The organism is Kutzneria chonburiensis (assembly GCF_028622115.1).
In the GTDB taxonomy this organism is placed as follows: domain Bacteria; phylum Actinomycetota; class Actinomycetes; order Mycobacteriales; family Pseudonocardiaceae; genus Kutzneria; species Kutzneria chonburiensis.
In genome coordinates, this window is sequence record NZ_CP097263.1 from 6,762,669 (window position 1) to 6,775,311 (window position 12,643).

Below are 12,643 nucleotides of genomic sequence, written 5' to 3' on the forward strand. Positions count from 1 at the left end.
ACCCCGCCCATCCCGCGCGTGCCAGGTGAAGGATTTGAACCTCCGAAGCTTTCGCGGCTGATTTACAGTCAGCTCCCTTTGGCCACTCGGGCAACCTGGCTCGGCTTCGCGGACCGGTGGTGGCGTCCGTGGGCAGAACTATACATAACCCGTGGGGGCGGTCTCCAACCGGTATCCGTACGGGTAGCCTCCGTGGGTCTAGCTGACCGGTGTGCGGAGGTGCAGGGCTCGTGGCGGACCCGTCGTTCGACGTGGTGAGCAAGGTCGACCGGCAGGAGGTCGACAACGCGGTGAACCAGGCCGGCAAGGAGTTGTCGACGCGGTTCGACTTCCGGGGCACGGGGGCGTCGGTGGCCTGGGCGGGTGAGGAGGCGATCACCATCCAGGCGGAGACCGAGGAGCGCTGTTCGGCGGCGGTCGAGGTCTTCAAGGAGAAGTTGATCAAGCGGAACATCTCGCTGAAGTCGTTCGACGTCGGCGAGCCCGCGGTGTCGGGCAAGATCTACAAGGTCACCGGCAAGATCGTGCAGGGCATCGAGTCGGACAAGGCCAAGAAGATCTCGAAGGCCATCCGCGACGAGGGCCCGAAGGGTGTGCAGGCGCAGATCCAGGGCGACCAGCTGCGGGTGTCGGCGAAGAAGAAGGACGACCTGCAGACGGTGATCGCGCTGCTGAAGTCCAAGGACTTCGAGATCGCCCTCCAGTTCACGAACTACCGCTAGCCGGGATCGGGGGGTCATGAAGGGCATCGTCCTGGCCGGGGGCAGTGGCACCCGGCTGCATCCGATCACGCAGGCCGTGTCGAAGCAGCTGTTGCCGGTCTACGACAAGCCGATGATCTTCTACCCGATTTCGGTGCTGATGCTGGCCGGCATCCGGGAGGTGCTGGTCATCTCCACGCCGGACGACCTGCCGAACTTCCGCCGTCTGCTGGGCGACGGCAGCCAGTTCGGGCTGTCGTTCAGCTACGCGGAGCAGGCGCAGCCCAACGGCCTGGCCGAGGCGTTCATCATCGGCGAGGAGTTCGTCGGCGACGACAGCGTGGCGCTGGTGCTGGGCGACAACATCTTCTACGGCCAGGGCTTCGCGTCGACGCTGCAGAAGCATGCCGCCGGCACCGACGGCTGCGTGCTGTTCGGCTATCCGGTGCGGGATCCGGAGCGCTACGGCGTCGGCGAGGTCGACGGGACCGGCAAGCTGGTGTCGATCGAGGAGAAGCCGACCCGGCCGCGCTCCAACAAGGCGATCACCGGCTTGTACTTCTACGACAACGACGTGGTGGAGATCGCCAAGAACCTGGCGCCGTCGGCGCGGGGCGAGCTGGAGATCACCGACGTCAACCGGATCTACCTGGAGCGCGACAAGGCCCGGCTGGTCGACCTTGGCCGCGGTTTCGCCTGGCTGGACACCGGCACGCACGATTCGCTGCTCGAGGCCGGCCAGTTCGTGCAGGTGCTGGAGCACCGGCAGGGTGTGCGGATCGCCTGTCTCGAGGAGATCGCGCTGCGCATGGGCTACATCGACGCCGACGCCTGCTACGCGCTGGGGCAGAAGCTGTCGAAGTCCGGCTACGGCCAGTACGTGATGGAGGTCGCGGTCTCGGCCGGGGCAACGCCCGCCTGACCACGCTTTCGACCCACGCAGCGGCCGCCGCCCATCGGGTTGGCGGCCGCGATGCTTTCGAAGAGGGTTCGGCTAGCGGAAGCCGTTACGGGCCATGTCCTCGAGGCGGCGGATGCGCTCGGCGATCGGCGGGTGCGTGGCGAACAGCCGCGCGCCGGCCTCGCCGGCCCGGAAGGGGCTGGCGATCATCAGGTGCGACTGGGAGACCAGCGAGGGGTCGGGGGGCAGCGGGGCGGCCTGGGTGCCGTACTCGAGCTTGCGCAGGGCGGAGGCGAGGCCGAGGGGGTCGCCGGTGAGCTGGGCGCCGGACTGGTCGGCCTGGAACTCGCGGGAGCGGCTGACCGACATCTGGACGATGCCGGCGGCGAACGGGGCGACCAGGGCGATCAGCAGCAGGGCGACGGGGTTGGGGCGGTCGTCGTCGTTGCCGCCGAAGATGCCGGCGAACATGGCCAGGTTGGCCAGCACGGAGACGACGCTGGCCAGGGCGCCGGCGACGCAGGAGATGAGGATGTCGCGGTTGTAGACGTGCGACAGCTCGTGGCCGAGCACGGCCCGCAGCTCGCGCTCGTCGAGCAGCTCGATGATGCCGACCGTGCAGCAGACGGCGGCGTTGGCCGGGTTGCGGCCGGTGGCGAAGGCGTTGGGGGCCTGGGTGGGGCTGATGTAGAGCCGGGGCATGGGCTGGCGGGCCGAGGTGGCCAGCTCGCGCACGATCCGGTACATCGCGGGCTGCTCGACCTGCGACACCGGCCGCGCGTGCATGGCGCGCAGCGCCAGCTTGTCGGAGTTGAAGTAGGCGTAGGCGTTCATGCCCAGCGCCACCACGAGGCCGATCAACAGCCCGGTCCGGCCGAAGAACTGGCCGATCAGCAGGATCAGGCCGCTGAGCGCGCCGAGCAGCACCGCCGTCTTCAACCCGTTGACGTGCTTGTGCACCTGACTCAGCCTCCGGGTCGTCGCGTCCTTCCTGACAACGCTCCCGGCCTGGTCGCAGTTCCGGGGGCACCGCGTCCTGGCCGTCCCGCCGCGGCTTCGGGCGCGGCCTCGGCGGCGGCGTCCAGTGGTGGGGGCGGCGGCACCTGCTCGATCCATTTTCCCAGGTCGGCCCGCTCGTGCACGAGTTCGGCGACGGCGTGCTCGCCGGTGCCGGGATAGTCGTGCTCGGGTGCCCAGTGCAGCGCGTCGAAGGGACAGACCTCGACGCAGATGCCGCAGTAGAGGCACTGGCCGTAGTCGATGGCGAACCGGTCCAGGACGTTCTGCTGCCGAGGACGGGCCGCGCCCTCCTGCTGCACGGTCTCGGTGTGCGAGTCGATGTGGATGCACCAGTCGGGGCACTCGCGCGCGCAGATCATGCAGACGGTGCAGTTGGCCTCGAGCAGCGCGATCACGCCGCGAGTGCGGGGCGGCAGCGCCTCGGCACCACCGCCGGGGGCACCACCGTCGGCGGCGCTGCGATCGGGCGCGGCGGCGAAGTCACCGCCGGGGTTCTGGTCGGTCATGACGGGTCCTCCTCTCGGCGTGGGCCCCAGGACGGGTCGGGGACGCCGGGCGGGGCGAGTCGGCGGCGGCTGGGGGCGGCGGTGGACTCGCCGGGTTCGAGGGCGCCGGGCCACGGCCGCACAACGCGGGAGGCGAGCACGAAGTCCTTGCGCAGCGGGTGCCCCGAGAACGTCTCGGACAGCAGGAGGTGGGCCGGCGGAGCGCCGGCCAGGGCCAGGCCGAACATCTCGGCCGCCTCGCGTTCGTGCCAGGAGGCGCCGGCCCACACCGACGCGACGCTGGGGAGCTCCTCGCCGACGCCGACCTCGGTACGCAGCAGGAGGGCGTCTCGGGTTGAGGGATCCACGACATGCAGCAGCACGCTGTGCCGCTCGCCGACGGAACCGGGGCGGCCGGCGTCTTCGGCGCCGAGCCAGTCGAACAGCGTGCAGCCGAGTTCGTCGCGGGCCAGCCGGGCGGCGGTCACCCAGTCGGCGAGCGGGACGGTGACAACGGACTGCGCGAATGCGGACCTGGTGGCGCTGGAGGCCAACAAATCCACCATTCGCGCCGCGAGTTCGCCGGATGCGGCGGTCATGAGGTCACCTGGCGGTGCAGGGCCCGCAGTCCGTCGAGCAGGGCCTCGGGACGCGGCGGGCAGCCGGGCACGGCCACGTCGACGGGCAGCATCTGGTCGATTCCCTTGGTGACGCAGTAGGAATCCCAGTACGGGCCGCCGGTGTTGCTGCACGCCCCGACCGACAGCACGTACTTGGGCGACGGCATGGCCTCGTAGCTGGCGACGACGGCCGGCAGCATCACGTCGGTGACGGTTCCGGACACCACGAGCACGTGGGCGACCTCGGGGGCGTCGGTCGACACCGGTTCCGGGGCCACCGCACCGGGTCCGTGCAGCGCGGCCATCACCTCGACGCCGCAGCAGGCCAGGCCCAGATCGAGCACCGTCACCTCGTACCGGGTGCCCCAGTTCAGCCGAACGGTCGACGTCGTCGTGGTCACGAAGACCAAGCCTAGACGTGCCAATGGCGGGGCTTGTGCCGGCGGCGAAGATGAGCCGGTGAGCTTCTGGGAGGAACTCGGGCCCGAAGAGTACTGGGTCATGATCAACACAATCGAGGAGGCCTACCTCAACGGGGTGATCTCCGACTTCCTCGGGCACTCCGAGCGGTGCGGCACGGTCTGGATCCCGGGCACCGACGAGGAGGCGATCAGGCAGCTGATCCCCCGGTTCCGCCGTGTGGTGCGGGATCTGATCGACCGCGACCTGGTCGAGATCAGGGAGCCGTGCAACGCGATCTTCGACGACGCCCCCGAGCTGGACGACGGCGAGGTCGACGAGGTGCTGGCCGACCCCGGCAGCTGGCTGCGGGCGCACGGCAGCGTGAACCGGATGGTGATGTTGATGCCGACCCCGCGGGCGGACCGGCTGATTTCCCGCTGAGGCCCCGATACCGTTGCCAGACCGTGCTTTTGGCGGCGGTCCGGCGGGCTCTATGCTTCGGAGCATCCGGCACTCGCCGGCCTCAAGGCACTTCAGCTAAGTGAGTCCATGACTATGGATCATCAGTTTCGCGCGCTCTCCGAGCGCCTCCGTGGTCTGTTCGGCGGTCGCCAGGTCGTGCTCGCCGGGGGCACCCGGCTGTCAAGGCGCGTGCAGGAACTGCACCACCTCGGCGCCGACCGCACGCTCGTGATCAGTACCGACGATTCCGCCCCGCTGTACGACCCGCAGGTCGCCACCTGGCTAACGTTGGGCATCAGCGGTCTGATCGCCACGGAACAGATGGGCCTTGAGGAAGCGCTGAGTAGTCCCGCCCCGGAGCTGGCCGGGGCGCTGCACGAGTTCGACCCGGCCGGCGAGGCGCTGGTGATCGGCTCCCACTACATGGCCCTGCCCGAGGTCGGCGGCCGTGCGGTGCTCAACTGCCGCAAGCCCGAATGGGTGGCGCTGGAGAACAAGACGACGATCGACTCGCTGTGGCGGGACCTGTCCGTGCCGCACGCGCCGGCCGCCGTCTTCGACGCCGCGGGCGAGTCGTTCAACTCGCTGTGGGAGGCGTCCAAGCTGCTGGACAGCGGCTGGGGCGTGGTGTGGTCGGGCGACGGCCCGGCGATCAACGGCGGCGCGAACTTCGTGCGCCGGGTGCGGACCCGGTCCGAGGCCAGGCGGGTGTTCCGGCACCTCGCGCCCAAGTGCGACTTCATCCGGGTGATGCCGTTCCTCGAGGGCATTCCGGTGTCCGTGCACGGCATCGTGTTCCCGGACGGCACCGCGGTGCTGCGTCCGATCGAGATGGTCGTGCCGCGCCGGACCGAGTCGGCCCGGTTCCTCTACGCCGGCTGCGCGAGCTTCTACGACCCGCCCGCGCAGATCCGCGACGAGATGCGCAACCTGGCCCGCCGCGTCGGCGAGCAGCTGCGGGCCACCGTCGGCTACCGCGGCACGTTCACCCTCGACGGCGTGGCCACCGCGGACGGCTTCCGGCCGACCGAGATCAACACCCGGTACGGCGGGGCCATGACGTGCTTCGAGGACGCGCTGCCGCAGGTGCCGATCGCCCTGGTGCAGGTGGCCCTGGTCGCCGGCTACGACATCGGCATCGGCTCCATGGAGTTCGAGGACATGCTGCTGGCCGCGGCCGACGCCAACCGGATCAGCACCATCGGCGCCAACGTGAAGGCCGTGTCGCCGACGCACGAGATCGAGCGGCCGATCGTGTGGACCGAGTGGGCGTGCCGGTGGGCGCACGAGGACGAGATTCCACATGGGACGCTCCGGCTCAAGCCGGGCCGCATCGGCGGCCGGCTGGAGCTGGACCTGATCCAGGACATGGTGCGCCCCGGCCGGCCCGCCGCGCCCCTGGTGGTGTCCGCCTTCGCCCTGGCCGACCAGGACTGGGGCACCGGCCTCGGCCGCCTCGAGCCGGCGCTGGCCGTTGCCGAGCCGGACGTCGAGGAGCTGCTGGCCGCCGTGGAGCACTCCGCCGTCACGGCCTGACGTCACCGTCCAGAGTGGACTCGCGACCGTCGGTCACTCCCGCAGTGGCCGACGGTCGTGCGGGTCCTTACGACACCAGCAGCTCGTTCACCGTGACGAAGCGATAACCCCTGGCGCGCAGGCCGTCCACGATCTGGGGCAGGGCGGCCAGATCGGCGTCGTGGTCGGCGTTCCACGGGTGCAGCAGGATGATCGAGCCGGGGCGGACCTGGTCCAGGGTGGTGCGGGCGATGGCCGCGGGGTTGTCGTGCGCGGGGTCGCCGGAGTCGGAGTCCGGCTCGACGTCCCAGGTGACGGTCTTGCGGTCGTGGTCGGCCAGGTAGCGGGGCAGCTGGTAGAGCTTCTTGCTGTACGGCGGCCGGAACACGATGTCGCCGAGGTAGCCGGCCTTGCGGATCACGGCGTCGGTGCGCTCGACCTCCGCCTTCACGAATTCGGCGCCGACGAAGACCATTCGGGTGTGCGTGTAGGAGTGGTTGGCCAGCTGATGGCCCTGCGCCACCAGCTGTTCGGCCACCCCCGGATGCTTCTCGATCTCCGAGCCGATCAGGAAGAACGTCGCCGGCACGTGCCGCTCGGCCAACGCCTGCTCGATCGAGGCGGACTTGTCCGACGGCCCGTCGTCGAAGGTCAGGGCGACCACCTTCTGCTCGGTGTCCACCCGGTAGGTCAGCCCGCCGAACAGCTGCCAGGTACGAGCGTTCATCACCAGATACAGCCCCACCCCGCCGCCGACCAGGACCAGCAGCACGACCGCGGAGATGATCAGCACCTTGCGCATGACCGGCCGACGCGCCGCTCCCCCACCGGGTTGCCTGGAAACTGGGCCCATGGCGAACAGGTTCCGGGACGCGATGCGCTTGATGCGCAAGCACGACCCGCAGTTGCGGGAGGACGGCTTCCACCGGCTGCGGCCGCACGCGGCCGAGCACGTCGAGGAGCTGATGACCGAGTACCTGGCCGAACAGGACGACCACGGCCTGCGGTGCTGGCTGGTCGAACTGATCGGCGAGGCCCGGTCGGAAACGGCACGGCCGCTGCTGACCGAGCTGCTCGACGACGAGAGCGAGTCGATTCGGGACCAGGCCCGGCGGGGCCTGGACCTGTTGGGCGCCAAGAAGTAGACGGCGCCGGTCAGCCGGAGATCAGTCGCGGAGTTCCATGGTGCAGCACTTGGGGCCGCCGCCGGACTTGCGGAGCTCGGAGATGTCGACGTACACGGGCTGGTAGCCGCGGTCGGCCAGCCGGGAGCCGAGGGCGGTGGCCTCGACCGGCAGCACGACGTTGTGCCCGTCGGAGACGCCGTTGAGGCCGAGGCACTCGGCGTCGGCGGCGGTGGCGAGCACGGCGTCGGGGAACAGGCGGCGAAGGACACGCTGGGAACCGGCCGAGAAGGCGTCGGGGTAGTAGCAGATCTCGGGCCGGGCGGAGCGGTCGTCGAGCACGAAGAGCGCGGTGTCGAGGTGGTAGTAGCGCGGGTCGACCAGGCGCAGCGACACGAACGGCACGCCGAGGACCTCCTGGGCCTCGGCATGGGCGCCGGGGTCGGTGCGGAAGCCGGTGCCGGCGAGCAGCACGGTGCCGGTCCACGCGAAGTCGCCCTCGGCCTCGTTGATAGACGTGGGCATGGTGACGTCGCGGTAGCCGTTGCGCAGGAACCAGCGCCGGAAGTGGTCGGCCTCGGCGGCGCGCTGCTCGGCGCGGAACCGGGAGCCGAGCACGACGCCGTCGATGACGGTGCCGGAGTTGGCGGCGAAGACCATGTCGGGCAGACCGGGCTCGGGGTCGATCAGCTCGACCTTGTGCCCGAGGGCCTCGTAGGTCTCCTTCAGCGCGGTCCACTGCTCGACGGCGACCCTGGTGTCGACCGCACACGAGGGGTCCATCCACGGGTTGATCGAGTACTCGACGGTGAAGTACTCCGGGCGGCACATCAGGTACCGACGGGTGGTCGGCACCCGGACCTGGGCGATCTGCTCCGCGGAGGGGAGCGGCGCGTCGAGCGTGGCGGACATGGATCGAAATGTAAGTGGTCCGAGGACCATCGATCAACGCCGCTGCATTGCGTCCTTTGGTGCAGAATGTTGCGTATGGACGCCATCGACCAGCGAATCGTTTCGTGCCTGGTGACCGACGCCCGGTCCAGCTACGCGGAGATCGGCAGCGCGGTCGGCCTGAGCGCCCCCGCGGTGAAGCGCCGGGTGGACAAACTGCTCGATCTGGGCGTCCTGCGCGGCTTCACGGCGGTGGTCGACCCGGAGGCGCTGGGCTGGGGCACGGAGGCCTTCGTCGAGGTGCACTGCCGGGGCAACATCCCGCCGTCGGAGATCCGCGGCCGGCTGGAGCCGCTGCCCGAGGTGGTCGCGGCGTACACCGTCTCGGGCGCGGCCGACGCGATCGTGCACCTGCGGGCGGCCAACATCCACCACCTGGAGACGGTGCTGGAGCGGCTGCGCGGCCTGGACATCGTGGACCGGACGATTTCCACGGTGGTGCTTTCAACACTTCTGGATCGGCCTCCGGCCCCGGAGCACTAGCCTGCCGGCCATGAGCCAGATCCTCGTCGACCGCCGCGACCGGGTCGCGGTGCTGACCGTGCACGACCCCGACCGCCGCAACGCGCTGAACCTGAGCCTGGCCACGGAGCTGGCCGAAGCGGTGCGCGCGTGCGAGGCGGACGAGCAGGTCGGCGCGGTTGTCGTCACGGGCACGCCGCCGGCGTTCTGCGCGGGCGCGGACCTGACGGCGCTGGGCGAGGCCCGCGAGCAGGGCCTGCGCGACATCTACGCGGGCTTCCTGGCCGTGGCCGACTGCTCGCTGCCGACGGTCGCCGCGGTCAACGGGGCCGCGGTCGGCGCCGGCCTGAACCTGGCCCTGGCCTGCGATGTCCGGCTGGCCGGCGACCGCGCCAAGTTCGACGCCCGGTTCCTCCAGCTGGGCATCCACCCGGGCGGCGGTATGACGTGGATGCTGCAACGAATCGTCGGTCCGCAGCAGGCCGCCGCGATGACACTGTTCAGCCAGGTGTACGACGCCAATGCGGCGCTCAAGGCTGGTCTCGTGCTGGATGTCGTCGACGACGTGGTCGAGCAGGCAGTGCAGCTGGCCGCCCGGGCGGCGGACGCGCCACGGGATTTGGTGATCGCGACCAAGCGCACGATGCGGGCCACGGCTGCCACCACTGCGCACGCCGACGCCGTGGAGTTGGAGATCCGTCCACAGCTGGCGTCGATCGACTCGCCGGCCTTCGCCGAGCGGCTGGCCGCGCTGCGCCGGCGCATCAGCGGGAATGGAGGGTGATTCCCACATGTCGGACAGCGATGCACATTACTGTGACGTGCACCGCACAACGAAGTCTCATCTTACTGCCGGTAAGTACCGTTAATCGCAGGTGGGAGCGCCGCGCCGAACCGACGGTGAACAGTGATCACCAAAGACTGCGAGAACACCGGTTGTCCGACGACTACGCTCGTGAGATAGCGCCGGGCCGGCGCCGCCAGTCGGCCAGGGCGTGATGTGGCCGAGGAGAAAGGCACTGTCGAGCCCATGAGTATTGACGTGGGTAGGGGGACGCGCACGACCGACGTCCGCAAGGTTGATCGGGTTGTGATCCGCTTCGCCGGTGACTCCGGCGACGGTATGCAGCTCACCGGTGACCGGTTCACGTCAGAGGCGGCCGCCTTCGGCAACGACCTCGCGACGCTGCCGAACTTCCCGGCCGAGATCCGGGCGCCACAGGGCACGCTGCCCGGCGTCTCCAGCTTCCAGCTGCACTTCGCGGACTACGACATCCTCACCCCCGGCGACCGGCCGGACGTGCTCGTCGCGATGAACCCGGCCGCGCTCAAGGCCAACATCGCCGACCTGCCGGCCGGCGGCACCCTCATCGTCAACACCGACGAGTTCACCAAGCGCAACCTGACCAAGGTCGGCTACGCCTCCAACCCCCTGGAGGACGAGTCCCTGGCGCAGTACAACGTGCACCAGGTCGCCATGGCCACCATCACCCGCGCCGCGCTCGAGCCGACCGGGCTGTCGAAGAAGGACGCCGAGCGCGCGAAGAACATGTTCGCGCTCGGCCTGCTGTCGTGGATGTACCACCGGGCGACCGAGGGCACCGAGCGGTTCCTGCGCGAGAAGTTCGCCAAGAACCCGGCCATCGCCGAGGCCAACATCCTGGCCTTCCACACCGGCTGGAACTACGGCGAGACCACCGAGTCCTTCGCGGTCACCTACGAGGTCGCCCCGGCCAAGCTGGCCACCGGCACCTACCGCCAGATCACCGGCAACACCGCGCTGGCCTACGGCATCGTCGCGGCCGGGCAGTGCGCCAAGCTGCCGGTGTTCCTCGGCACGTACCCGATCACCCCGGCCTCCGACGTGCTGCACGAGCTGGCCAAGCACAAGAACTTCGGTGTCACCACCTTCCAGGCCGAGGACGAGATCGCCGGCATCGGCGCCGCACTCGGGGCCGCCTTCGGCGGCGCGCTGGGCGTGACCTCGACCTCGGGTCCGGGCATCGCGCTGAAGTCGGAGACCATCGGCCTGGCCGTGATGACCGAGATGCCGCTGGTCGTGCTGGACATCCAGCGCGGCGGCCCGTCCACCGGCCTGCCGACCAAGACCGAGCAGGCCGACCTGTTGCAGGCCATGTTCGGGCGCAACGGCGAGGCCCCGGTGCCGATCATCGCGCCGCGCTCGCCGGCCGACTGCTTCGACGCCGCCCTCGAGGCGACCCGGATCGCGCTGACCTACCGCACGCCGGTGCTGCTGCTGTCCGACGGCTACATCGCCAACGGCTCCGAGCCGTGGCTGATCCCGAACGTCGAGGACCTGCCCGACCTGAGCGTCGAGTTCGCCACCGAGCCCAACGCCACCGACGGCTCCGGCGAGTTCTGGCCGTACCTGCGCGACCCGGAGACGCTGGCCCGGCCGTGGGCCGTGCCGGGCACGCCGGGTCTTGAGCACCGGATCGGCGGTCTGGAGAAGGCCGACAAGACCGGCAACATCTCCTACGACCCGGACAACCACGACAAGATGGTCCGGGTGCGCCAGGCCAAGATCGACGGCGTCCAGGTGCCCGACGCGGAGATCGACGACCCGTCCGGCTCGGCCCGCGTGCTGGTGCTGGGCTGGGGTTCCTCGTACGGCCCGATCGGCGCGGCGTGCCGCCGGGTGCGGCGGCTGGGCATGGACATCGCCCACGTGCACCTGCGCAACCTCAACCCGTTCCCGAAGAACCTGGGCGAGGTGCTGGCCCGCTACGACAAGGTCGTCATCCCGGAGATGAACCTGGGTCAGCTGGCCATGCTGATCCGGGCCAAGTTCCTGGTCGACGCGGTGTCGTACACCAAGGTCGCGGGCCTGCCGTTCAAGGCCGAGGAACTCCAGGACGTGCTGATCGACTTCGTGAAGGGACTGGACGCATGACCGCCATCGACCTCGGGCTCCCACAGCTGGGCGGCTTGGCCGGCGTGCCGACCTTCGACGGCAAGCAGACGGCCAAGGAGTACAAGACCGACCAGGAAGTGCGCTGGTGCCCCGGCTGCGGCGACTACGCCGTGCTGGCCGCCGTGCAGTCCTTCCTGCCGGACCTGGGCCTCAAGCGCGAGAACATCGTGTTCGTGTCGGGCATCGGCTGCTCCAGCCGCTTCCCGTACTACATGAACACCTACGGCATGCACTCCATCCACGGACGCGCCCCGGCCATCGCCACCGGCCTGGCCACCTCGCGGGAGGACCTGTCGGTCTGGGTGGTCACCGGTGACGGCGACGCGCTGTCCATCGGCGGCAACCACCTGATCCACGCGCTGCGCCGCAACGTCAACCTCAAGATCCTGCTGTTCAACAACCGGATCTACGGTCTGACCAAGGGCCAGTACTCGCCGACCTCGGAAGAGGGCAAGGTCACCAAGTCCACGCCGATGGGCTCGCTGGACCACCCCTTCAACCCGGTGTCGCTGGCGCTGGGCGCCGAGGCCTCGTTCGTGGGCCGGGCGCTGGACTCGGACCGCAAGGGGCTCACCGAGGTGCTGCGCGCGGCGGCCGAGCACCGCGGCTCGGCGCTGGTGGAGATCTACCAGAACTGCCCGATCTTCAACGACGGCGCGTTCGACGTGCTCAAGGAGGCGGGCGAGCGCGAGGAGCGGCTGGTGCCGCTGCGGCACGGCGAGCCGATCCGGTTCGGGACCGACGGCCAGCACGGCGTGGCCCGCGACCCCAGGACCGGCTCGCTGAAGATCGTCGAGGTGGCCGAGGTCGGCGAGGACAACCTCGTCGTGCACGACGCCACCCTCGAGGACCCGTCCTACGCGTTCGCGCTGTCCCGGCTCGGGAACCACAACCTGGACCACACCGTCACCGGCGTGTTCCGGAACGTGCGGCGGGACACCTACGACGACCTGGCCCGGCACCAGGTCGAGCAGGCCAAGGCAGCCAAGCCGGCAGATCTGGGCGGTCTGCTGCGCGGCAAGGACACCTGGACCGTGCTGGCCGACTGACGTCAGCCGTTGGCAA

Annotated in this window: 15 protein-coding genes and 1 tRNA gene; 9 read left to right on the forward strand and 7 right to left on the reverse strand. The window is 69.9% G+C overall.

The features are described from left to right. Positions 1-19: 19 nt before the first annotated feature. Positions 20-100: transfer RNA gene (locus M3Q35_RS30915), tRNA-Tyr, on the reverse strand. 130 nt (positions 101-230) lie between these two features. Between M3Q35_RS30915 and M3Q35_RS30920 the strand changes: the two genes are divergently transcribed. Both M3Q35_RS30920 and rfbA read left to right on the forward strand, forming a co-directional pair. Next, positions 231-722 (forward strand): YajQ family cyclic di-GMP-binding protein, encoded by a 492-nt coding sequence (locus M3Q35_RS30920; RefSeq protein WP_273936072.1) that lies wholly within the window; start codon positions 231-233, stop codon positions 720-722. 16 nt (positions 723-738) lie between these two features. Beyond that, positions 739-1,623 (forward strand): glucose-1-phosphate thymidylyltransferase RfbA, encoded by an 885-nt coding sequence (gene rfbA / locus M3Q35_RS30925; RefSeq protein WP_273936073.1) that lies wholly within the window; start codon positions 739-741, stop codon positions 1,621-1,623. Positions 1,624-1,695: 72 nt separating this feature from the next. On the opposite strand, the gene htpX is transcribed toward rfbA, so the two are convergent. The 4 genes from htpX to M3Q35_RS30945 are packed head-to-tail and all read right to left on the reverse strand — an operon-like array spanning position 1,696 to position 4,128. Beyond that, positions 1,696-2,562, reverse strand: a complete 867-nt coding sequence (gene htpX / locus M3Q35_RS30930) for a zinc metalloprotease HtpX (protein ID WP_273936074.1) — start codon at positions 2,560-2,562, stop codon at positions 1,696-1,698. A gap of 5 nt (positions 2,563-2,567) precedes the next feature. Then, a complete protein-coding gene (locus M3Q35_RS30935; RefSeq protein ID WP_273936075.1) occupies positions 2,568-3,128 on the reverse strand; it encodes a 4Fe-4S binding protein in 561 nt (186 codons plus the stop codon). Continuing rightward, positions 3,125-3,706, reverse strand: a complete 582-nt coding sequence (locus M3Q35_RS30940) for an NADH-quinone oxidoreductase subunit C (protein WP_273936076.1) — start codon at positions 3,704-3,706, stop codon at positions 3,125-3,127. Before M3Q35_RS30940 ends, M3Q35_RS30935 begins: the two co-directional genes overlap by 4 nt. Further along, the gene (locus M3Q35_RS30945; RefSeq protein WP_273936077.1) at positions 3,703-4,128 is read right to left on the reverse strand and encodes an NADH-quinone oxidoreductase subunit B; all 426 of its coding nucleotides are present in this window, start codon (positions 4,126-4,128) and stop codon (positions 3,703-3,705) included. Before M3Q35_RS30945 ends, M3Q35_RS30940 begins: the two co-directional genes overlap by 4 nt. A gap of 100 nt (positions 4,129-4,228) precedes the next feature. Here M3Q35_RS30945 and M3Q35_RS30950 point away from each other — a divergent pair, with 100 nt between their 5' ends. Both M3Q35_RS30950 and M3Q35_RS30955 read left to right on the forward strand, forming a co-directional pair. Further along, positions 4,229-4,570 carry a hypothetical protein gene (locus M3Q35_RS30950; protein WP_273936078.1) on the forward strand — a complete coding sequence of 114 codons (342 nt, stop codon included), beginning with the start codon at positions 4,229-4,231 and terminating at the stop codon, positions 4,568-4,570. 108 nt (positions 4,571-4,678) lie between these two features. Then, the gene (locus M3Q35_RS30955) at positions 4,679-6,127 is read left to right on the forward strand and encodes an ATP-grasp domain-containing protein (protein ID WP_273936079.1); all 1,449 of its coding nucleotides are present in this window, start codon (positions 4,679-4,681) and stop codon (positions 6,125-6,127) included. A 67-nt stretch (positions 6,128-6,194) separates the two neighbouring features. Here M3Q35_RS30955 and M3Q35_RS30960 read toward each other — a convergent pair whose 3' ends face one another. After that, entirely contained in the window at positions 6,195-6,959 is a 765-nt protein-coding gene (locus M3Q35_RS30960; protein ID WP_273936080.1) for a polysaccharide deacetylase family protein, read from the reverse strand. Between M3Q35_RS30960 and M3Q35_RS30965 the strand changes: the two genes are divergently transcribed. Next, positions 6,958-7,251 (forward strand): HEAT repeat domain-containing protein, encoded by a 294-nt coding sequence (locus tag M3Q35_RS30965; protein ID WP_273936081.1) that lies wholly within the window; start codon positions 6,958-6,960, stop codon positions 7,249-7,251. The genes M3Q35_RS30960 and M3Q35_RS30965 overlap by 2 nt on opposite strands. A 21-nt stretch (positions 7,252-7,272) precedes the next feature. Here the strand turns inward: M3Q35_RS30965 and ddaH are convergent, their stop codons facing one another. Next, entirely contained in the window at positions 7,273-8,142 is an 870-nt protein-coding gene (gene ddaH / locus M3Q35_RS30970) for a dimethylargininase (protein WP_337960490.1), read from the reverse strand. A 75-nt stretch (positions 8,143-8,217) separates the two neighbouring features. Between ddaH and M3Q35_RS30975 the strand changes: the two genes are divergently transcribed. The 4 genes from M3Q35_RS30975 (at position 8,218) to M3Q35_RS30990 (ending at position 12,627) form a co-directional block, all read left to right on the forward strand. Beyond that, positions 8,218-8,664: an Lrp/AsnC family transcriptional regulator gene (locus M3Q35_RS30975; RefSeq protein WP_273936082.1), complete on the forward strand. Its 447-nt coding sequence runs from the start codon at positions 8,218-8,220 to the stop codon at positions 8,662-8,664. Positions 8,665-8,674: 10 nt separating this feature from the next. Then, complete coding sequence (locus M3Q35_RS30980) at positions 8,675-9,427, forward strand: enoyl-CoA hydratase (protein ID WP_273936083.1); 753 nt, start codon at positions 8,675-8,677, stop codon at positions 9,425-9,427. Positions 9,428-9,673: 246 nt separating this feature from the next. Further along, positions 9,674-11,557: a 2-oxoacid:acceptor oxidoreductase subunit alpha gene (locus tag M3Q35_RS30985; RefSeq protein WP_273936084.1), complete on the forward strand. Its 1,884-nt coding sequence runs from the start codon at positions 9,674-9,676 to the stop codon at positions 11,555-11,557. Continuing rightward, entirely contained in the window at positions 11,554-12,627 is a 1,074-nt protein-coding gene (locus tag M3Q35_RS30990) for a 2-oxoacid:ferredoxin oxidoreductase subunit beta (protein WP_273936085.1), read from the forward strand. Before M3Q35_RS30985 ends, M3Q35_RS30990 begins: the two co-directional genes overlap by 4 nt. Positions 12,628-12,643 lie beyond the last annotated feature (16 nt).